This is a genomic window from Nonomuraea sp. NPDC050547 (genome assembly GCF_044457345.1).
Taxonomy (GTDB): domain Bacteria; phylum Actinomycetota; class Actinomycetes; order Streptosporangiales; family Streptosporangiaceae; genus Nonomuraea.
In genome coordinates this window covers 20,258-42,490 of sequence record NZ_JBITGW010000037.1, presented here as the reverse complement: position 1 = coordinate 42,490, position 22,233 = coordinate 20,258, and the positions used below count along the sequence as shown (strand labels likewise).

The following is a 22,233-nucleotide window of genomic DNA, read 5'->3' as shown; positions in this document are numbered from 1 at the left end:
ATGAGCAGAACTCTTCTCAAAAGGCCCGCCGCGCTCGTGGCCGCCGTCGTGCTGCTGCTGGTCGTCGTCGCGGCGGTGGCCGGGGCGTGGCTGGCGCCGTACGGGCCGGACCAGGTCGACCTGCGGGCCGCCCTGGCCGGTCCCGGCCCCGGGCATCCGCTCGGCGGCGACGGCTCCGGCCGCGACGTGCTCAGCCGGCTGCTGCACGGCACCCGGGCCACCGTGTCGGGCGCGCTGCTGGCGGCCGGGGTGGCACTGGTGATGGGCGTCGTGGCCGGGACGCTGGCCGGATACTTCGCTCGATGGGCGGACGCGGTGGCGAGCTGGTTGTTCAACCTGCTCATGGCGCTGCCGGCGTTCATCGTCGTGCTGGCCTTCGTCGCGGTGATGGGCCCGGACCTCGTCGGCACCATGGCGTTCGTCGGCTTCCTGGCCTCGCCGTCCATCTACCGGCTCGTCCGCGCCGCGACCATGCGGGTGCGCGGCGAGTTCTACATCGACGCCGCCCGCGTGTCCGGGCTGTCCGACCTGCACGTCGTGCGCAGGCACGTGCTGCCGGTGGTCCGCTCGGCGATCATCGTGCAGGCGCCGCTGCTGTTCGGCGCGGCCCTGCTGCTCCAGGCCGGCATCGACTTCCTCGGCCTCGGCGAGCCCGGCGCCGCCAGCTGGGGCGCGATGCTCAACGACGCCGCCGCCAACGTCTTCCGCGCCCCGTGGCTGTCGATCTGGCCCGGCCTCGCCATCGCCGCGACCGTGCTCGCGGTGACGGTCCTCGGCAACGCCGTACGCGACGCGCTCGAGGACACCCCGATCCAGGCGGCGGGCCGCGCCCCCTCTACCCGCCGGCCCGCCGCCTCCTCCCCCGCCCCGATACCCGCCGACGGCGCCCTGCTCACCGTCTCCGGCCTCACGGTCACGCACCGTACGGCCGGCGGCGAGGTCACCGTCGTCGACGGCGTCGACCTCCAGGTACGGCCGGGCGAGGTCGTCGGCCTCGTCGGCGAGTCAGGCTCGGGCAAGACCCAGACCGTCCTGGCCGCCCTCGGCCTGCTGCCGCCGAGCGGCCGGGTCGCCGCCGGATCGGTCCGCTTCGCCGGGGCCGAACTGACCGAGCTGACCGAACGCGAGCTGAACCGCGTGCGCGGCCCCCGCATCGGCTACGTCTCCCAGGAGCCGATGTCCAACCTCGACCCGAGCTTCCGCGTAGGCAGCCAGCTCGTCGAACCGCTGCGCGCGCACCTCGGCCTGTCCGGGCGGGCCGCCCGGCGCCGGGCGCTCGAACTGCTGGCCAGGGTGGGGATCGCCGAGCCCGAGCGCATCTACCGCGCCTACCCGCACGAGATCTCGGGCGGCACCGCCCAGCGCGTGCTGATCGCGGGAGCCATCTCCTGCGACCCCGAGCTGCTGGTGGCCGACGAGCCCACCACGGCGCTGGACGTCACCGTGCAGGCCGAGGTGCTCGACCTGCTGCGTTCCCTGCGCGGTGAACGCGACATGGCGGTGCTGCTGGTGACCCACGACCTGGGCGTGGTGGCGGACATGTGCGACCGGGTCACGGTGATGCGCGACGGGCGCCTCGTGGAGAGCGCGCCCACGCGGACGTTGTTCGCCCAGCCGGCGCAGCCGTACACGAAGGATCTGCTGGCGGCCAACCCGCACAACGCCGCGCCACGCGAACGGAGTGCGGCGGTCGGGGCGCCGCTGCTGGAGATCGACCGGCTGCGGGTGGACTACCCGCAGCGCGGCCTGGGGCGCCCGCCGGTGCGGGTGCTCAAGGAGGTCAGCCTGACCGTCGGCGAGGGCGAGACGCTCGGGCTGGTCGGCGAGTCCGGCTCGGGCAAGACGACGCTCGGCCGCGCGGTGCTGGGCCTCGCGCCGGTCGTCGGCGGCTCCATCCGGTACGGCGGGCAGCCCCTACCCGGTCGCCGTGCGCGCGCCCGCCAGATCCAGGCGGTCTTCCAGGACCCGTTCAGCTCGCTCAACCCGGCCATGAGCATCCACGACATCCTGGTCGAGCCGCTGCTCGCGCACGGCGTGGCCGACCGGGCGGAGGCCGACCGGCGCATCGCCCTGCTGCTTGACCGGGTCGAGCTGCCGACCGGCACCGGCGCGCGGCGCGCCCGCGAGCTGTCGGGCGGGCAGCGCCAGCGGGTGGCCATCGCCCGCGCGCTCGCCCTCGGCCCGCGCCTGATCATCTGCGACGAGCCCGTCTCCGCGCTCGACGTCTCGACGCAGGCGCAGGTGCTCGGCCTGCTCACCGAGATCCAGCGCGACACCGGGGTGAGCTATCTGTTCATCTCGCACGATCTGGCGGTGGTGCGCAACGTCAGCGACCGGGTCGCGGTCATGTCGCAGGGCGTGCTGGTCGAGACCGGTGACGCCGAGCAGGTGACCACCGAGCCGCGTGATCCGTACACGCGGCGGCTGCTGCTGTCGGCGCTGGTGCCCGACCCGGACCGGCAGGCGGCCCGGCGCGCGGCCCGGCTCGGCCTGGCCGCGAAGGAGCAGGCGTGAAGGAGCAGGCGTGAAGGAGCGGACGTGATCGACAGGGAGCGGCTGGTGCGACGGCACGCGGTGGTGCTCACGTCCTGGCATCCCTCGTGCACGCTCAGCCTGGGCAACGGCGACTTCGCGGTCAACGTGGACGTGACCGGGCTGCAGACGTTCCCGGAGGCGCACGAGCTGCCGCCCCGGCGCGAGCCCGGGGTCTTCGATCCTGACGACTTCCCGGTGCCGTTGCGGATCCAGTCGAGCTGGGGCTGGTACTCCACCGACCCCGGCGTGCCGTACCGGCTGGAGGAGGCGGGGACGGGCTATTCCACCCGCACCCGCATGGTGCGCTACCCCGACCGGATGCGGATCGGGGCGGACGGCGTGGCCTCCGCCGACGCGGGCGGCTGGCTCTACGCCAATCCGCGGCGGCTCGATCTCGGGCGGATCGGGCTGCGGTTCGACCCGGCGCTGGAGCTGACGGAGACGCGCGTGGAGCTCGACCTGTGGACGGGCAGCGTGCGCTCGGCTTTCCTGCTCGGCGGGCAGCCGGTCGAGGTGCGGACCGTGGTCCATCCCGAGCTGGACGTGGTCGCCACGCGGGTGCGCTCGCCGTTGCTCGCGGCCGGTGCGCTGGGCGTCGCGATCACCTTTCCCGGACAGCGCGATCCGCTCTCGCCGGGCGAGCGGCTGGCGCAGACCACCTGTTACGGGCCGGAGGGGATCTCGCGCGAGGTCGGCGACGCGCGCTACCACGTGCGCGTGCGGACCGACGGGCGCTGGGGGCCGGGCCCGGTGGTGGGCACCGGAGCGGCGGAGCTGAGGCTGAGCGCCGCCTTCTCCGCCGAGCCGCCGGACGAGCCGCCCGCCTTCGACGCGGTGGAGGAGGCGGCGGCCGGGTACTGGCGGGCGTACTGGACGTCCGGCGCGGCGGTCAGCTTCGAGGGCAGCGCCGATCCGCGGGCGGGCGAGCTGGAGCGGCGGGTGGTGCTCTCGCAGTACCTGACCGCCGTGCACTGCTCGGGGTCGGCGCCGCCGCAGGAGTCGGGGCTCGTGCACAACTCCTGGGGCGGCAAGTTCCATCTGGAGATGCACTGGTGGCACGCCGCCCACTTCGTCCTGTGGGGACGGCCCGAACTGCTCGAACGCGGTCTCGGCTGGTACCGCGAGATCCTGGGCCAGGCCCGGCGGACCGCCGCGGAGCAGGGCTACTCCGGCGCCCGCTGGCCCAAGCAGGTCGGCCCGGACGGCCGCGAGGCGCCCAGCCCGATCGGCGCCTTCCTCATCTGGCAGCAGCCGCACCCGATCCACTACGCCGAACTGCTCCGGCACAACGGCGTGCCCGGGGCGCTGGAGCGCTACGCCGACCTGGTCTTCGCCACGGCGGACTTCATGGCCTCCTACGCCGAACCGGACGAGGACGGCGTCCACCACCTCGGTCCGCCGCTGGTCCCGGCGCAGGAGACGTACTTCCCCGGCCGGGCCGGCACCGCCGACCCCACCTTCGAGCTGGCCTACTGGCACTGGGGCCTGCGGGTCGCGCAGGAATGGCGCGAGCGGCTCGGCCTGGAGCGGGAGCCCGGGTGGGACGCGGTGCTGCATGGGCTGGCCAGGCCCCTGGTGCGCGACGGCGTGTACGCGGCGGTCGCCACCGAGCCGTACACGCTGCCCGATGACCACCCGTCGATGCTCATGGCACTCGGCTTCCTGCCCGCCACCCCGCTGATCGATCCCGGGATCATGTCGGCCACGTTCGACCACGTGCTGCGTACCTGGGATCTGGGGAGCACGTGGGGGTGGGACTACCCGGTGCTGGCCATGTGCGCCACCCGGCTCGGCCGTCCGGGCGACGCGGTCGACGCGCTGCTCATGGAGACGTACAAGAACCACTACCTGCCCACCGGGCACGTGCCGCAGTTTCCCGGCGGGCTGTCGGTCTACCTGCCGGCCAACGGCGGGCTGCTCGCGGCCGTGGCGCTCATGGCCGGCCGGTTTCCCGAGGGGTGGCGGGTGTCGCACGAGGGGCTGGGGACGTTCCCGCCGTGACCGCGCGGCGGTCGAGCGCCTGCGCCCATTTGACCGCGACGGCCGCGACCTGGATCAGTTCGGTGCGCAGCGCCTCGGAGCCGGACTCCGCGAACGCCTCCAGCACCTCTTCGGCCAGGATGTGCCGCCAGGTCAGCGTGCCGTCGTCGGCCGCGGCCGAGGTCTCGCGCTTGGCCTCGTCGGCGGCGGGCGTACGGGATGGGGAGGTTCCGTCGGGCATGTCCTGGATGCCCCAGCGCGCGTCCTGGGCCCGTCGTTCCCCGGCGATCTCGTCCAGGACGCGCGCCAGCGAGCCGGGCAGGCCGTAGTCTCCGTCGTTCACAGGGTCTCCAGGACACGGAAGCGTTCGGTCACCACAAGGGTGTCGTCGTCGATCACGGGCGCGCGGCCCAGGTGGGCCACGTGCTCGGGGCTGAGCCAGAAGCGCTCGTGACCGGCCCGCCACTCGGCGACGCCGGCGTAGCCCTCCCCCTCGTCGTGGGCGAAGCGCTCGTCGATCTCCCGGATCGGCGCCACCTTCACCTCGGTGGTCTCCAGCAGCGCCACGCGCCGCCCGGCCGAGTCGATCAGCGCGTCCCAGGAGCCCGCCACCGGCAGCGGCTCGTCCTCGTGCTCGTAGTCGGCCAGCAGCGAACTCGTCGCGGTCTTGCGCCCGGCCAGGATCGCCGCGACCAGTTCGTCCCGCAGCGGGCCCGGGTAGGCGAACTCCGCCTCCCCGACCTCCCCGAACGGGAAGCACGCCCGCCGCCGCCACGTCTCGCCGTCGAAGACCTCCAGCGTCACGCCGCTGGCCCGCATCCGCACCGGCAGCCCGCTCAGGCCGCGCTCGATCGCGTCCGCGCTCTCGTCGTCCATCCCCTGCCCGACCGTGAGGTGCGGCGTGATCTCCCCATATTTCCCCTGGTACGGCTGCGCCTGCGGCCACCGCGCCACCACGGCCTCGGTCAGCTTCCTGACCGGCTCCGCCGGCTCGGGAGCCAGGTAGACCACGCCGGGAAACCGCGCGAACCGCTCGAAGACCAGATCGAAGCGTTCACAGGAGGCGAACAGTTCGCGCAGCGCGTCCTCGTCCACCCGGGCGGCGTCGAGGAACGGGTAGAGCACGGTCACGTGGGCGGGCACGCCGTAGGCGGTCGACGGGTCGTAGCGCTGCCGCCACGGGCCCACGACCTGCTCGGCGGCGGGCACGGTGACCGTCAGCGCGGTCTCGCCTCGGGTGAACATGGCCGGAAGTATCCCATGGGGCCGGCGTTCGAGCCGCGACTCAGGATGATCACCCTTGACCTGGCATTACCCCTGGAAGAAAAGTTTGTTTACCAAAGGAAATGCCAGCTCACGCCCCTACTTCATTCCACGAAATATCCATGATGCCGACTTTATATCGCGACATATCCCGGTATTGACATGTCAGATGACCCACAACCAGTATGGGTCCCCGGTCACCCGACTGCGGGTGGTGGCCGACGGGGAAACACCCTTAGCGACTGCATTGCCAGTCGGTCCGTTGGGGGTCTGAACGTGCACCGCCTTCTTTGTCGTTCAATTTTCAAACAGGCCTGCTCAGCATGAGCGATGCCACCGTATTGGCCCTGGTCGGGACGGGGAGCCTGGCTCGCGCATTCTGTTACTCGCTCGCCGTGGTCGCGACCAGTCCGATCCGTGTTGTGATACTCGGCCGTAACATCGACAAAACACACGAAGCCGCCTATGTGTCGTCAACTCGCGCCGCACTTTCCGGCGCCCCGGTCGTCTTCGAGGCCCGAAAAAGCAGCTTGACCAGCAATGAAGCACTCGCGGAGACACTCGGTCAGATCGTTCCCAATGGCGTGCTCGTCGCCGCCTCCACCCAGTCACCCTGGGAACGCCAGAATTCCCCCTCCAAATGGACGGAATTCCTGGAAAAGGCGGGATTCGGGGTCACTCTGCCCTTCCAGGCGGAGGCCGCGCTCCGGGTCGCCCGCGCGGCCCCGGCGGGGACCTGGGTGATCAACGCCTGCTTCCCCGACGCGGTGAACCCCCTCGCCGCGGCGCTGGGCCTGCCCCTGTGGTGTGGCATCGGCAACGCGGCGCTGCTCGCCGCGAGCGCACAGGCCGCGCTGGGCCTGTCCGACCAGCGTGACCTGCGGATGCTCGCCCACCACAGCCACCTCTATCCACCGCGGGACGGCCACCCGGAGGCGCGCGCCTGGCTCGGGGACGAAGATCGGGGCGGAGACCGGCACGAAGATCGGGGCGGAGATCGGGGAGCGGGTCGGGAAGAGGATCGGGAGCTGGCGGACGTGGGCGGCCTGCTGGCCGCGCAGCGCGCCGCCGGGCGCGCCGAGCTCAACCACGTCACCGGCCTGGCCTCCGCCCGGCTGGTCGCCGCCCTGATCGCGGGCCACGACGTGCCCACCCACCTGCCAGGACCGCTGGGGCTGCCCGGCGGGTATCCGGTCCACGCCTCGCTCGCCTCGGGGATACGGCTGCGTCTGCCGTACGGCGTGGAGGAGAAGGAGGCGGTCGACTTCAACCAGCGGGCGGCCCTGCGCGACGGGGTGGTCGTCGAAGACGGCCGCGTCACCTTCGCGCCCGCCGCACGAGAACAGCTGGCCGCCGTCGCACCCGACCTCGCGGACGGCTTCCCCGTCACCGACCTGGAGCCGGCCACCGCCGCCCTTGAGCAGCTCAGAACCCGGCTCCGCCGCGCGGCGGCCGGCCGGCAGGACACCGGCCGCGAACCGGCCTGAACCACTTCAGCGGTCCCGAACCCGGAACCGCCGCACCACCACGGTCCCACCAGGACCATCGCCAGGAAGAGGGGCGTTGACGCCATGCCGAACTCCTTACGCACCGTCGAGACGACCGCCAACCTGCTGACCGACTTCTACGACCAGTTGCCCCGCTCGATCGCGGCCTGCGTCGCCGACCCGGAGCCGGTCAGGGAGCCGGCCGGCTTCTCCCCCGGCTTCCTGCTACCGGAGCTCGACGACGACGTACGCGGCTTCCTCGACGTGGCGACGGCGGCGTGGCGGCCGCTCGGCGACTACGGCGGGCACGACCTCAGCCTCCTCGACCTGACCGGAAACCCGGGCACCGGCACCACGAAGACGTTCGCCTCGCTGCTCATCGTGGCGCGCGCGGTGGAGTACATCCGCCGCCACGGCGAGCCGATCACGATCTTCTCCCCCACTTCGGCGAACAAGGGCACCGCCCTGCGCGACGCGGTGCTGCGCGCGATCGACCACGGCCTGGCCGACCCCGCCCAGCTGCGCGTGGTCATCCTGGCGCCGGAGTCGTGCCAGGCCAAGCTGCGCGCCTCGCGCCTGTCGTCCGATCCGGCCCTGGCCGCGCTCAACCCGATGCTGGTCTACGGCGGCGAGCACCCGGAGGACGTCAAGGCCATCGGCCGCCGCTTCGCCGACAAGTACGCCGGCGAGTTCCGCGCCGCCGGCGGCAACCTGTGGTTCTCGCTGGAGCTGGGCAACTACCTGGTGGCCGACACCGCCCGCGCGTTCTTCGAGCAGCGCGCCGCCCCCGACGCTGGGCCGCGCCTGCACGCGCACGCGGTCTCCAGCGCCTTCGGCCTGCTCGGCTACCACCGCGGCCGCGAGGTCCTGGAGCTCGCCGGCCTGGCCGACCCGGCGGCCCGCCCGGCGAGCCTGCTGGTGCAGCACCTCGGCACCCCGGACATGGTGCTCAACCTGCGCCACGGCGGCTTCGAGCGGGACAACGCGCCCGTCTACGAGGCCGTGGACGGTCGCTACGTGCAGAGCGCCGACCCCCGCTTCCCGCAGGTCACCTACGACCCGGCGGAGGTGCTCGACCCGACCTTCTACACCCACCGCCCGGCCACCTCCCCGGCCATGAACGAGCTGATCGCCAGGCACGGCGGCGACGGCATCGTGGTCTCGCTGGCCGAGTGCGTCGAGCGTTATCCGCGGCTGCGCGAGATGCTCGCGGGCACCGGTCGCGAGCTGCCCGCCGACTTCCGGACGCTACGCGAATGGTCGCTGGTCATGGCGCTGACCGGGGTGCTGAACGCGATCGACCGCGGCCTGGTCGAGGCGCCGCGCGACGTGGTGGTGCACGGCTCGGGCAGCTACTCCACCGCCGACTACGAGGTGCTGCCGCGCTCCGCCCAGATCATGGTGGACGGCGCCGAGGACGTGGCGCGGGCGGTCCTCGGCTGATGGACGGCTCGTACACCGGCGACGAGATCGCCATCGTCGGCGTGGCCGGCCGCTTCCCCGGCGCGGCCGGGGTGCCGGAGCTCTGGCGCAACCTCCTCGACGGCGTGGACTGCGTGCACGACTACACCGAGGCCGAGCTGCGCGCGCTCGGCCTGCCCGAACAGCTGATCGCCGACCCCGCGCACGTGCCGTCCGGCGGCCGGGTGGACGGCGTGGACGGCTTCGACGCCGGCTTCTTCGGCGTGCCGGCGGACGAGGCCGTGCGCATGGACCCGCAGCAGCGGCTCTTCGTCGAGCAGGCGTGGGCGTGCATGGAGGACGCCGGCCACGCCCCCGGCTCCTACGACGGCGTCGTCGGCGTCTTCGCCGGCTCCTCGGTCAACCGGTACTTCCTGTACCGGCTGCTGGCCGAAGGCCAGCCCGACGACTGGGAGGAACGGCTGGCCCCCGGCTGGACGGCCGACTACCTGCCCGCGCAGGCCGCCTACCGGCTGGGTCTCACCGGCCCGGCGGTGGCCGTGCAGACCGCCTGTTCCAGCTCGCTCGTCGCGGTCTGCCAGGCGGCGCAAAGCCTGCTCGACTACCGCTGCGACCTGGCGCTGGCGGGCGGGGTGAGCGTCATCGAGCCGCGCTTCAAGCACGTCGAGGGCGGGATGGTCGCCCCGGACGGCCGCTGCCGCGCGTTCGACGCCGCCGCCCAGGGCGCCGCCTACGGCAGCGGGGTCGCGGTGCTCGCGCTCAAGCGCATGGAGGACGCGCTCACCGACCGCAACCACGTGTACGGCGTGCTGCGCGGCTGGGCGGTCGCCAACGACGGCGCGGCCCGCGCCGGGTTCGCCGCTCCCGGGCTGGAGGGCCAGGCGGCCGTGGTGGCCGAGGCGCTGGCGGGGGCGGAGCTGAACCCGGGCGACATCGGGTTCGTGGAGGCTCACGGCAGCGGTACGCCGGTCGGTGACGCGATCGAGGTGGCGGCGCTGGCGCGGGTGTTCAGGGGGCCGCTGGTACTGGGGTCGGTCAAGACCAACCTGGGCAACCTTGACGCCGCCGCCGGGGCCGTGGGGCTGATCAAGGCGGTGCTGGCCGTACAGACCGGGCTGATTCCGGCCAATCTCCACTTCAAGACGAAAAATCCGGATCTGGGGGACGTGCCGTTCGTGATCCCCCAGCAGACCGTGACCTGGGAGGATCCCATACGGCGAGCCGGAGTCAGCTCGTTCGGGCTCGGCGGCACCAACGCCCACGTGATCGTCGAACAGCCCCCGGAACCACCCGAGCGCCCCCCGCTCACCGGCCGGTACGCGCTCCCCCTCTCGGCCCGCACCCCCGAGGCGCTCTCCCGGCTCGCGGCCGCCCTCGCAGCCCACCTCGCCGCCCATCCCGGCCTCCGCCTCGACGACGTCGCCCACACCCTGTGGAACGGACGCCGCTTCTTCACCCACCGCACGGCCGTCCTGGCCGAAGATCTCCCCGGCGCCGTCGCCGCCCTGGCCACCGCCACGCCGGGCACCGTGGCCCCGGCTCCCCGGACGGGCGACGCCCCGCACGAGCCGGCCGAGCGGTGGCTGCGAGGCGAGCCCGTCACTCCGCCCGAGCATCCCGGCGCCCGCCGGGTCCCGCTGCCCGGCTACCCGTTCGAGCGACGCACGTACTGGTCGGAGATCCCGCGATGACCACCCCCATCCTCTTCTGCATCCCCTACGCCGGCGGCGCGCCGAGCGCCTTCCGCGCCTGGCAGGCGATCGCCGGGCACCGGCTGGACGTGCGCGCCGTGGCGCTGCCCGGACGGGAGGCGCGGTTCCTGGAGCCGCCGGACGTGAACGTTGCCCAGCTCGCCGACGACATCGCCGGGCAGGCGGGCGGCCGGCCGTACGCGATCTTCGGGCATTCCATGGGCGGGCGGCTGGGCTTCGAGGTGGTGCGGGAGCTGCGCAGGCGCGGCGAAGGCCTGCCGCTGGCGCTGTACGTGAGCGCGTGCCGCGCGCCCGACACGGTCGAACCGCTGTCGGAGCTGGCAAGGGCGGACGACGAGGCGCTGTTCGCGCGGCTGACGGAGCTCGGCGGGATGCCGCGGGAGATCCTCGACGACCCCGAGATGCGCGAGCTGCTGCTGCCGGTCTTCCGCGCCGACTTCGCCTGGCTGGACACCTACGTCTACGAGCGCGAGGCCCCGCTGGAGGTGCCGATCACGGCCTTCGCCGGCCGGGACGACCCCTCCATCGACCCCGGGCTCGTGGACGGCTGGCGCCGCGAGAGCACCGCCGGCTTCGAGCTGCGGACCGAGCCCGGCGGCCACTTCTTCGTGCACGAACGCGCCCCGCAGATCCTGGACGCGATCTGCCACGACCTCGGCAGGCAGCCGCGCCATCTGCTGCCGCTGGGCGGGACCGGCTGGTCGGTGTGGAAGGACGCGGTGCTGCGCAGCACCGGCTTCCCCGCCGACGGTCTGGCGCGCTTCTCCGCCCCCGAGTGCGCGCGAGCCGCCGACGCCTTCCTCGCCGGGGAACTCGACGAGGAGACCTTCGCCAAGACGCTGGCCGCCGCGCTCGCCGCGGGCAGCGAGGACGCCTGCGAGCTGGCCGCCGACCCGTTGTTCCGCGAGGCCGTCACCTGGCAGAACCGCACCGCCCTCGCCGCGCTCGACGGCCTGGTCAAGGGCGGTCCCGGCCAGAAGCGCAACAACAAGCGCCGCGAACGCGAACAGATCATCCTCAAGTACTGGCAGCGCTACACCGCCAAGAACGACAGCGTCGGCTTCTTCGGCCCGGTCACCTGGGCCGGAATCCGCGCGGACGGCCCCGCGGTCACCGCCGAACCCGGCCCCGGCCTGTTGGCGAGCCGCCGCGTCCGCTTCGAGGACTGGGCGCTCAGGGCATTGGCCGCCAAGCTCGCCGAGGACCCCGCCGTACGCCGCGGCTACCCGCCGGTCCTGCAGCCCCACCTGACCCTGGCCGGACGCAAGCTTCTGCGCCCCGCCTTCCCGCCGGTGCCGATCTCGGCGGCCGAGGAGGCCGTGCTGAGCCGCTGCGACGGGCGGCCCGCCGTGGAGATCGCCGGCGAGCTGATCGGCGCCGCCGGCTTCAGGTCGCCCGACGATGTCTACCTGACCCTCGACATGCTGGCCGAGCGCGAGCTGATCGACTGGACGGGCAACGTGCCGGTCACCGAGGAGGCCGAGCGGCACGTGCACAAGCTGCTGACCCGCGCGGGCCACGCCGGCGCGCTGGCCGTGTTCAAGGACCTGCGCGCCGCCAGGGACCGGGTGGCCGACGCGGCGGGCGATCCCGACGAGCTTCTGGCCGCATTGCTGGCGCTGAACGACCGGTTCACCTCGGTCGTCGGCGAGACCGTGCGCCGCCCCGGGCAGACCTACGCCGGTCGTGGCCTGCTCTACGAGGACACCACCCGCGACCTGCGCGTGGTCTTCGGCGGTCAGCTCCTCGACGACCTCGCCGAGCCGATGGCGCTGATGCTCCAGGCCGCCCGCTGGCTGACCGTCGAACTGGTCAGGGTCTACGGCGACGCGCTGCGCGAGCTCTTCGACGAGCTGCGGGCCGACACCGAGGGCGAGGTCCTGCTGGCCGACGTGTGGTACCTGGCCCAGGGCGCCCTGTTCGGCTCGGCGCGGCGGCCGGTGGACGAGGTGGCGGCCGGCTTCGCCGCCCGCTGGCGCGCGGTGTTCGGCCTGGACGACCTGCCCGAGGACGCCTCCGAGGTACGGCTGACCGCCGCCGAGCTGGCCGGGGTGGTGGCGCGTACCTTCCCGGCGGCCCGCCCCGGCTGGTGGGCGGGCCGGTTGCACGCCCCCGACCTGCAGCTCTGCGCGCCCGACGCGGACGCGGTCAACCGGGGCGACTACACGGTCGTGCTCGGCGAGATGCACGCGGCCTGGCCGACGTTCGACACCTGGGTGTTCACCGGCGCGCACCCGGACCCCGGCGCGCTCGCCGACGCCCTCGACGCCGACATCGGGCCGAACCGCCTCGCGCCGCTCTACCCCGACACCTGGCCGCTGCACACCGGCAGGGTCTCGCGCGCGCTGGCGGGTCCCGGCCTGCGGCGGCTCGGCTGGACCGCCGCGCCCGGCGCGGACCCGGCCACGATCCTGCCCGCGACCTCGATCCAGGTCCGCGAGGTCGGCGGCGACCTGGTCGCCGTCGCGCCGGACGGGCAGCGCTGGCCGCTGGTCGAGGTGTTCTCCGAGCTGCTGGCGATCCACGCGGTCGACGGCTTCAAGCTGGCCGCCGCCGGTGGGCACACGCCGCGGATCTCCATCGGCCGCCTCGTCGTCGCCCGGGAGACCTGGCGGACCACGGCCGGGGAGAGCGGCCTGACCGAGGTGACCGGCGAGCGCGAACGCTACCTCGCCGTACGCCGCTGGCGCCTGGCACTCGGCCTGCCGGAGCACGTCTTCGTCAAGCTGAGCAGCGAGATCAAACCCACCTACGTCGATCTGACCAGCCCGTTCTACGCCTCGATGCTCTGCATGATGCTGCGCTCGGCCCAGGCGCGCGCGGGCGGCGGCGTGAAGGTCACGATCACCGAGCTGCTGCCCGGCCCCGGGCAGGCGTGGCTGCCCGACGCGCGGGGCCGCGGCTACTTCAACGAACTGCGCCTGCACCTGGTCGATCCCGCGACTCCCGGAGGTCTCGCGTGAGCCTGGCTGAACTCATCCTCTCCCGGGCCGCGCGGCGGCCCGGCGCGGTGGCCGTCCGGCAGTGGGCGGACGTGCTCACCTATGGCGAGCTCGCCGCCCGTGCCGAGCGGCTGGCGATACGGCTGCGCGCCCTCGGCGTCGGCCCCGAGACGCTGGTGGGCGTGTGCCTGCGGCGCAGGCCGTCGATGATCGTCGCGATTCTGGGCGTGCTGCGTGCCGGTGGCGCGTACGTGCCGCTCGACCCGGACGGCCCGCCCGTCCGGCGCGAGGAGATCCTCGCCGACGCGGGCATCACCACCGTGATCGTCGACGACGACACCGCGGCCGGGTTCACCGGTGTGCGGCGGGTGCGCGCCGACGACGGCGACGACGGCCCGTGCCCGCCGTCGGGCGCCGGGCCGGGCAACGCCGCCTACGTCCTGTACACCTCGGGCTCGACCGGGCGGCCCAAGGGCGTCGTGGTCGAGCAGCACAGCGTGGCGGCCTTCGCCGACGGCTTCGCCCGGCACACCGGGGCGGGGCAGGACACCAGGGCGCTGGGGTTCGCCGCGCTCACGTTCGACCTGTCCGTGCTCGACATCTTCGTCACGCTGGCCACCGGCGGCGCGCTGCAGCTGGCCGGGGACGCCGACCGGGCCGACCCCGGCCGGCTGCAGCGGTTCGTGGCGGGGCACCGGGTGGACTGGGGCTGGATCCCGGTGGTGCTGCTGACCCTTCTGGAACCGGCCGGGCTGCCGGAGTGGCGTACCGTCATCACCGGCGGCGAGGCCCCCGGGCCCGAGCAGGTCGAGCGCTGGACCTCGACCGGCAAGCGCTTCCTCAACTGCTACGGCCCCACCGAGGCGACCGTCTGGGCCACCTCCTTCGAGGCGCGCGGCCGCTGGGAGCGCTCCCTCCCGATCGGCGCCCCGCTGCCCGGCTACACGGCGGCGGTCTTCGACGAGACCGTCGGCGCGGTGCCCGACGGCGGCACCGGGGAACTGCTGCTCGGCGGCACCGGCGTGGCCAGGGGCTACCTGGGGCGGCCCGCGCTGACCGCCGACCGCTTCGTGCCCGACCCCTCCGGGCACGGCGCCCGCCTCTACCGCACCGGCGACCTGGCCAGGCGCGACGAGGAGGGCCTGCACTTCCTGGGGAGGAGTGACCGCCAAGTCAAGATCCGCGGGCAGCGAGTGGAGATCGGCGAGGTCGAGACCGTCCTGCGGGCCCATCCGTCGGTCGAGCACGCGGTGGTCGAGGCCGTGGACGGACCCTCGGGTCCGCGGCTGGTCGCCTTCTGCAGCCCGGACGCGGACGCGTCCGACCTCCTCTCCCACTGCGCCGAGCGCCTGCCCGCCGCGATGGTCCCCGCCCAGCTCGTACGGCTCGCCGCCCTCCCTCTGACCCCCTCGGGCAAGGTGGACGGCCTGGCCCTGCGCGCCCTGACCGAGAACGGCCGGACGCCGGACGGGAGCTTGGTGGACGGCCGGACACCCGGCGGCGCGGTCGCCGCGGTCGTGCCCGCCACCCCGCTGGAACGCGCGCTGGCCGACCTGTGGACCCAGGTGCTGGGTTACCGGGACGCCGCGATGGAGGACGACTTCTTCGCCATGGGCGGGGACTCGGTGGCCGCGATGCGCCTGGTCGCGGCCGTGGGCGGCACGCTGGAGCTGGCCGTCGCGGTGGAGGACGTGTTCGCCGGGCGCACCCTGGGCGGCTTCGCGGCCCGCGCCGCCGCCGCCGGTCCACGGGCGGAGCGGCTCCCCACCGGCAACCCGCCCGCGCTGTCACCGGCGCAGCGCCGCCTGTGGTTCGTGGACAAGCTCGCCCCCGGCGCCACCGCCTACAACCTCGCCCTGGCCGAACGCCTGCACGGGCCGCTGAACGTGGCCGCGCTGGGCGGCGCGCTGGCCACGGTGATCGCCCGGCACGAGGTCCTGCGCTGGCGGGTGCCGGACGCGGCGGGCGTGCCGTACGTGGAGGTGGACCCGCCGACGGCGGTGCGGCTGGCGGTGGAGGACGTTTCCGAGGAGCGGCTGGAGGCGGTGCTGGCGCAGGAGTCCGGGCACCGCTTCGAGCTGGCGGCTGGGCCGTTGTGGCGGGCCAGGCTGTTGCGGCTCGGGGAGCGGGAGCACGTGCTGGCGCTCACCTTCCACCACGCGGTCTTCGACGGCTGGTCGCAGCGCCCGTTCCTGGAGGACCTCGGCCGGGCCTACGCGGGCGAGGACCTGCCCGCCCCGCCCGCGCGGTTCGCCGACTACGTGGCCTGGCGCGACCGCCAGGAGCGCGAACACGGCCAGGACCATCTGAACTGGTGGAAGGCGCACCTCGACGGCGCCCCCGTCGTGCTGGACCTGCCCCGCGACCGCCCCCGGCCGCCGGTGCAGACCTACGCGGGCGGCCGGGCGAGCCTCACGCTGGGCGCGCACACCTCGGGCGCGCTCAGGACGCTGGCCGTCGAACTCGGCACGACCCCGCCCACCGCCATGCTGGCCGCGTTCGCCGAGGTGGTGCGCCGGGTCACCGGCCGCGACGACATCCTGGTCGGCACGCCGTCGGCCGACCGCAGGCACGAGGCCTTCCACGACCTGGTCGGCTTCTTCCTGGAGGTGGTGCCGCTCCGGCTGCGCGCGGACGCGGGCGACAGCTTCGCCGACCGGGTACGCGCCGCCGCCGGCGAGTTCCTGTCCGCCCTCGGTCACCACGCGGTGGCGCTGGACCGGATCGTGGACGCCGTCGCCGTGCCCCGCGACCCGGGCCGTGCCCCGCTGGTGCAGGTGCTGTTCAACGTCTACAACTTCCCCGAGCCCAGGCTGCCGCTGCCCGGGGTGCGTTCGGAGCGGGCGGTGCCCGGGGTGGCCGGCTCGCCGTTCGACCTGACGATCTACGCGGTCGAGCGCGACGGCGCGTACGCGATCGACTGCGTCTACAACGCCGACCTGTACACGGACGCGCGCGTGGAGCGGCTGCTGTCGGCCTACGGCGCGCTGCTCGCGGCGGCGGCGGCCGACCCGCACGCCCCGATCGGAGCCCACGAGCTGCCCGGCGCCGCCGCACTGGCCGAGGGCGTCCGCGAGCTGCCCGGCGCCGGCGCACCGGCTGAAGGCGTCCGCGAGCTGCCCGGCAAGGTGCCGGGCGAGGGCCCGGCGCGGGCGGCGCCGATGGCCGGCTCGGCGCGGCCGGTCACGGTGACCGAGCGGCTGGTCGCCCGGGTCTGGCGGGAGGTGCTCGACCGCGAGGACGAGGTCGGCGCCACCGCGAACTTCTTCGACGCCGGCGGCAACTCGCTGGCCATGGTCAGGGTCAGGGCCCGCCTCGCGGCGCTGCTCGGCCGGGAGCTGACCATCGTCGACCTCTTCAAGCACACGACAGTCCGTGGACTCGCGGCCTTCCTCGACGGGGAGTCCGGCACGCCAGAACTGAACAGAGCCGACCGGCGCGCCCAGGCCCGCCGGAGCCGGCAGGAAAAGCGCAGGAGGATCTAGTGACGGAGTTCGCCGCCGAGCCCATCGCCATCATCGGCATGAGCGCCCGGGTGCCGGGCGCGGCCAGCATCGAGGAGTTCTGGCGCAACCTCGTCGCCGGCCACGACTCGCTGACCGTGACCACGCTGGAGGAGCAGCTCGCGCTGGGCGCCAACCGCGAGATGGTCGAGCACCCGGCCTTCGTGCCCGCCGCCCAGATCATCAGCGACATGGAGTACTTCGACGCGGGCCTGTTCGGCATGAACCCGCGCGAGGCCGAGATCGCCGACCCGCAGCTGCGCGTCTTCCTGGAGCAGGCGCACGCGACGCTGCTCAACGCCGGTTACGACGCCACCCGCTTCGACGGCGACATCGGCGTCTACACCGGCACCGGCCCGAGCGTCTACCAGTGGCTGAACATCCGCACCCACGCCGCCCAGTCGCTCGGCGCCATCGGCGTCGGCGTGGCGGTCAGCAACAACATCGACTACATCGCCACCACCGTCTCCTACCGCCTGGACCTGCGCGGCCCGAGCATGACGGTCTCGACGGCCTGCTCGTCCTCGCTGGTGGCCGTCCACCTGGCCTGCGAGGCGCTGCGCAGCGCCGAGTGCGACATGGCGCTGGCCGGCGGCGTGTGCCTGGAGTTCCCGTGGGGGCTCGGCTACCCGTCCATGGACGGGTTCACCTCCTCCGACGGCCACGTACGCCCGTTCGACGCCAAGGCCGACGGCACCATCTGGGGCAGCGGCACCGGCGTGATCATGCTCAAGCGGCTCAGCGACGCGCAGGCCGACGGCGACCACGTCAGGGGCCTGATCCTGGGCAACGCGATCAACAACGACGGCGCCGGCAAGGCGGGCTTCTCCGCGCCGAGCGTCGAGGGCCAGGCCGCGGTCATCCAGGAGGCGCTCGGCGTCGCGAACGTGGACCCGCGCACCGTCGGCTACGTCGAGGCCCACGGCACCGGCACCGCGCTCGGCGACCCGATCGAGGTGGCCGCGCTGACCAGCGTCTACGGCCGCGACGCCCAGGACACCGGCTGGTGCGGCATCGGCTCGGTGAAGTCCAACATCGGCCACCTCAGCCAGGCCTCCGGCGTGATCGGCCTGATCAAGGCGGTGCTCACGCTGGAGCACGGGATGATCCCGCCGAGCATCAACTTCGACGAGCCGAACCCGGCCATCGACTTCGACGCCGGCCCGTTCTACGTGGTCACCGCGCCCACCAAGTGGCTGGCGGGAGGCGAGCCGAGGCGGGCGGCGGTCAGCTCGTTCGGCATCGGCGGCACGAACGCGCACGTGGTGCTCCAGGAGGCGCCCGCGCCCGAGCCGCGTCCCGCCCCCGCCGGCCGTCCCCGCCTGCTGCGCCTGTCCGCCCGTACGGCCGGCGCCCTGAGCACCGCCCGCGACCAGCTCGCCGCCCACCTGGAGAAGACCGCGGACCTGGTCCTGGACGACGTCGCCCACACGCTCGACGTGGGCCGCTCGGTCTACAAACACCGCGCGGGCGTGGTCGCCGCCGACCTGACCGACGCGGTGAGCGCGCTGCGCGAGCGCCGCCGCTTCCTCACCGGCACCGCAGGCGACCCGGCGCCGGGCGTCGCGCTGCTGTTCTCCGGCCAGGGCGCCCAGTACGCGGGCATGGGCGCGGACCTGTACGAGACGGAGCCGGTCTTCGCCGCGGCGATCGACGAGTGCGCCGAGCTCGCCGCGGCCGAGCTGGGCGAGGACCTGCGGGCGGCGATGTTCGGCCGCGGCCCGGAGTCCGACGCGCTGCTGCGCGAGACCCGCCGCACCCAGCCCGCCCTCTTCATGATCGAGTACGGCCTGGCCAAGCTTTGGCGGCACTGGGGTGTCGAGCCGGCGGCCATGATCGGCCACTCGATCGGCGAGTACGTGGCGGCCACGCTCGCCGGTGTCTTCACCCTGCCCGACGCGGTGCGCCTGGTGTGCGCCCGTGGCCGGCTGATGCAGTCGATGCCGGCCGGGTCGATGCTGGCCGTACAGCGGGACGAGGAGTGGGTGGCGGCGCGGCTGCCCGAGGGCGTGGGCATCGCCACCGTGAACGGCCCAGGCGTCTGCGTGGTGGCGGGGCCCGCGGCGGCGGTGGACGCGTTCGCGGCGCGGCTGAAGGACGAGGAGGACGTCAAGACCACCGCGCTGCGCACCTCGCACGCCTTCCACTCGCCGATGATGGACCCGATCCTGGCCGAGTTCACCGAGGTGGTCGCCGCGGTGCCGAGGCAGGCGCCGCTGCTGCCGTTCCTGTCGAACGTGACCGGCGACTGGATCACTCCGGAGGAGGCCGTGGACCCGGCGTACTGGGCCCGGCATCTGCGGCGGCCGGTGCGTTTCGCCGACTGCGTGGCGACGCTGCTGGCCGAGGGCCGGTGGGTGCTGCTGGAGTGCGGGCCGGGCAAGCAACTGGCCGGTCTGGCCAGGATGCAGACGCCGAAGGACGGCCTGGCGCCGCTGGCCAGCCTGCCCGCGGCGACCGAGCGGGCGGGCGCGGCCGAGACGCTGCTGACCTCGGCCGGGCGGCTGTGGACCGCCGGGGTCGCGGTGGACATCCCGGTGCCGGGGCGGCGGGCGCCGCTGCCCGGCTATCCGTACGAGCGTGAGTACCACTTCCTCAGCCCGTCGGCGCCGGAGGCGGTCGCCGCCCCGGTGCTGCCGTCGGGGCCGCGGGGTCTCGACGACTGGTTCGAGGTGCCCGCCTGGAACGAGGTGCCGACGGTCGCGGCCGGTGAGCCGTTCGCCCGGTGCCTGGCCTTCGCCGGCGACGCCCGGGGCGAGGAACTGGTCGCGGCGTTGCGGGCGGGGGGCACGGAGGTCGTCACCGTGCGTCCCGGTTCCGGCTTCGCCCGGCTCGCGGACGGGTACACGCTCGTGCCCGGCGATCGGGCGGGCTATGACGCGCTGGTCGAGGCGCTGGTGAACGACGGCGGCGTACCGGCGAGGATCGTGCACGCCTGGCCGCTGACCGGTCACCCGGCCGGGACCGACCCGGAGGCCACCGCCGCCGCCCAGGAGAACGGTCTCTACAGCCTGCTCTGGCTGACGCAGGCGCTGGCCGCCGCGCAGGTGGCCGCGGGCGTGCGGATCGACGTGGTCACCGACGGCACCCAGGACGTGCTGGGCCACGACCTGACCCGTCCCGAGCACGCCACCGTGGCCGGGATCGCCCAGGTCGCCCCGGTGGAGATCGACGGCCTGACCGTCGGCCACCTCGACCTCGACCCGGCGGGCACACCGGTGAAGGCGCTGCTGGCCGAGCTGCGCCGGCCCGCCGAGCAGGGCACGCTGGCCCTGCGCAACGGGCGGCGCTGGCAGCGCGGCTTCCGCCCGGCGCCGCTGCCCGCCGACGTGCCGGGCGACGTGCTCAAGCCCGGCGGACGCTACCTGATCACCGGCGGCACCGGCGGCATCGGCATCACCATGGCCGAGGAGCTCGGCACCCGGCTGCGCGCGCGGATCGTGCTGCTGAGCCGTTCGGGACTGCCCGAGGGCGACCCCCGCACCGCGCGGGCCTCGGCCGCGATCCGGCGGGTCGAGGCCGCGGGCGGCTCGGTGAAGGTCGTCGCCGCCGACGTCACCGACCCCGTACGGCTGCGCCGGATCCGCGAGGAGGCGGTGGCCGAGCTCGGCGGACTCGACGGCATCGTGCACGCGGCCGGCCTGCCCGGCGGCGGCATGGTCGAGCTGAAGGAGCGCGAGGAGGCGCAGGCCGTCCTCGCCCCCAAGATCTACGGCACGCTCGCCCTCTGGAACGCCTTCGGCGACCTCGACCTGGACTTCGTCGCCCTGTGCTCCTCGGTGACCGGCATCGCCGGCGGCTTCGGCCAGGTGGACTACACGGCGGGCAACGCCTTCGAGGACGCCTTCGCTCGCTCCCGCCAGGGCGGCCCGCGCGTCCTCTCGCTCAACTGGGGCGTCTGGCTGGAGGTGGGCATGGCCGCCGACACCGACGCCCCGGCCGCCGTCGGCAGGAACGCCGGCGTCACCGCCGCGGTGCCCGTCGAGCACGGCATCCTGCGCAGCCGGATCGGCCACGAGGTACGCGGCCCGATCTCGGCGGAGACCCACGCGATGCTGGACGAGCACCGGATGGGCGAGGTCCCGATCATGCCGGGGACGGGGCAGCTGGAGTGCGTGCGGGCGGCGTTCGAGGCGGTCGTGCCCAGCCCGGGTCCCGGCCACGTCATCGAACTGCGCGACCTGGCCTTCGTCAAGCCGCTGGCCGTACGGCCCGGCACCACCGGCGAGGTGGTCGTGGAGGTGGTCACGACAGCGGACGGCGGCGAGCTGGAGCTGCGTACCCACGAGGGCATGCACGCCCGGGGCAGCGCCGTCTGGGCCGAGGCGCGGCCGCCCGCGCGGGTGGACCTGGACGCGCTGCTGGGCGGGTTGCGCAAGGCCACCGCCGAGGAGATCGTCGGCGTCCACGACAGCGTGCTCAACTTCGGGCCGAGCTGGCACCACCCCGAGCACGTCTGGTTCGGCGAGCGCGAGCAGATCGGCCTGGTCGAGGCGATCGACGCGGTGGCCGCCGACCTGGACCGGTGGGGGCTGCACCCGGTGCTGCTCGACATCGCCACCTCCTTCGGCACCGGCGACGGCCGCCAGACGGGGCTTTCCTACATGCCGCTGGCGTACGGGACCGTGCGTGTCCACGACCGGCTGCCCGACCGCTTCTACAGCCACCTGCGCATGGGCGACTTCCGCAGGGACAGCCGGATGGTGGCGCTGAACTTCACGCTCATCGACGAGTCGGGCAAGGTCCTGGTGGAGATCGAGGACTTCGAGGTGCGCCAGGTGGAGCCGGGCACGGTGAGCGCGCTGGGCGACGTGCCCGAGTCCGCGCCGACCGGCTGGAGCTATGCCGGGGCGAGCGGGGAGCCGAGCGACGGCATCCGGCCGGTGGACGGCGTCGAGGCGTTCCGCCGCGCGCTGGCCGCCGACGCGGGCGCGCAGATCGTGATCAGCTCGATGGCGATCGCCGAGATCATCGAGGGCGAGCGGCGTTTCTCCGCCGACGAGCCCGCGCCGGAGCAGGCGGCCGAGGCGGTGCGGGTGGTCCGCGACGGCGACTTCCTGGCGCCGGAGGGCGAGCTGCAGACGACGCTGGCCGGGATCTGGAGCGGGGTGCTCGGGGTGAAGGACATCGCCGCCGACGACGACTTCATCGACCTGGGCGGCAACTCGCTCGTCGCGGTCCAGCTCATCGCGCAGGTCAGAACCACGGTCGGGGTGCGGCTGCCGATGCGGGCGCTGTTCGAGGCGCCGACCATCGCGCAGATGGCGGCCAAGATCGAATCGCTCAGGGCCGCCCAGGACGGCGCGGCCCCCGCCGCCGCCCCGTCCGCGTCGGCGCCGATCCCCCGCGTCGCCCGGCGCATGTCCTAGAACCCACCCACCCGGAAAGG

10 protein-coding genes are annotated in these 22,233 nt (G+C 74.1%); 8 read left to right on the top strand and 2 right to left on the bottom strand.

Going from position 1 to position 22,233, the window contains the following annotated elements:
- The gene (locus tag ACIBHY_RS53035) at positions 1-2,514 is read left to right on the top strand and encodes a dipeptide ABC transporter ATP-binding protein (RefSeq protein WP_397310859.1); all 2,514 of its coding nucleotides are present in this window, start codon (positions 1-3) and stop codon (positions 2,512-2,514) included.
- A gap of 24 nt (positions 2,515-2,538) precedes the next feature.
- A complete protein-coding gene (locus ACIBHY_RS53030; RefSeq protein ID WP_397310858.1) occupies positions 2,539-4,536 on the top strand; it encodes a hypothetical protein in 1,998 nt (665 codons plus the stop codon).
- Here the strand turns inward: ACIBHY_RS53030 and ACIBHY_RS53025 are convergent.
- Both ACIBHY_RS53025 and ACIBHY_RS53020 read right to left on the bottom strand, forming a co-directional pair.
- A complete protein-coding gene (locus ACIBHY_RS53025) occupies positions 4,469-4,858 on the bottom strand; it encodes a hypothetical protein (protein WP_397244584.1) in 390 nt (129 codons plus the stop codon). The genes ACIBHY_RS53030 and ACIBHY_RS53025 overlap by 68 nt on opposite strands.
- Entirely contained in the window at positions 4,855-5,760 is a 906-nt protein-coding gene (locus ACIBHY_RS53020; RefSeq protein ID WP_397244586.1) for a 2'-5' RNA ligase family protein, read from the bottom strand. The genes ACIBHY_RS53025 and ACIBHY_RS53020 overlap by 4 nt, the downstream gene beginning before the upstream one ends.
- Positions 5,761-6,308: 548 nt before the next feature.
- Here ACIBHY_RS53020 and ACIBHY_RS53015 point away from each other — a divergent pair.
- The 6 genes from ACIBHY_RS53015 to ACIBHY_RS52990 all read left to right on the top strand — a co-directional run bounded on the left by ACIBHY_RS53015 (position 6,309) and on the right by ACIBHY_RS52990 (position 22,213).
- Positions 6,309-7,265 (top strand): hypothetical protein, encoded by a 957-nt coding sequence (locus ACIBHY_RS53015; protein WP_397310857.1) that lies wholly within the window; start codon positions 6,309-6,311, stop codon positions 7,263-7,265.
- Between the two features lie 84 nt (positions 7,266-7,349).
- Positions 7,350-8,708 (top strand): DUF6002 family protein, encoded by a 1,359-nt coding sequence (locus ACIBHY_RS53010; RefSeq protein ID WP_397244590.1) that lies wholly within the window; start codon positions 7,350-7,352, stop codon positions 8,706-8,708.
- Positions 8,708-10,378 carry a beta-ketoacyl synthase N-terminal-like domain-containing protein gene (locus ACIBHY_RS53005; protein ID WP_397310856.1) on the top strand — a complete coding sequence of 557 codons (1,671 nt, stop codon included), beginning with the start codon at positions 8,708-8,710 and terminating at the stop codon, positions 10,376-10,378. The genes ACIBHY_RS53010 and ACIBHY_RS53005 overlap by 1 nt, the downstream gene beginning before the upstream one ends.
- On the top strand, positions 10,375-13,362 hold the full coding sequence (locus ACIBHY_RS53000) for a thioesterase domain-containing protein (protein ID WP_397310855.1): 2,988 nt from the start codon (positions 10,375-10,377) through the stop codon (positions 13,360-13,362). Before ACIBHY_RS53005 ends, ACIBHY_RS53000 begins: the two co-directional genes overlap by 4 nt.
- Entirely contained in the window at positions 13,359-16,826 is a 3,468-nt protein-coding gene (locus ACIBHY_RS52995) for an amino acid adenylation domain-containing protein (protein ID WP_397310854.1), read from the top strand. Before ACIBHY_RS53000 ends, ACIBHY_RS52995 begins: the two co-directional genes overlap by 4 nt.
- The gene (locus ACIBHY_RS52990) at positions 16,826-22,213 is read left to right on the top strand and encodes an SDR family NAD(P)-dependent oxidoreductase (protein ID WP_397310853.1); all 5,388 of its coding nucleotides are present in this window, start codon (positions 16,826-16,828) and stop codon (positions 22,211-22,213) included. Before ACIBHY_RS52995 ends, ACIBHY_RS52990 begins: the two co-directional genes overlap by 1 nt.
- The last annotated feature ends 20 nt before the right edge of the window (positions 22,214-22,233 follow it).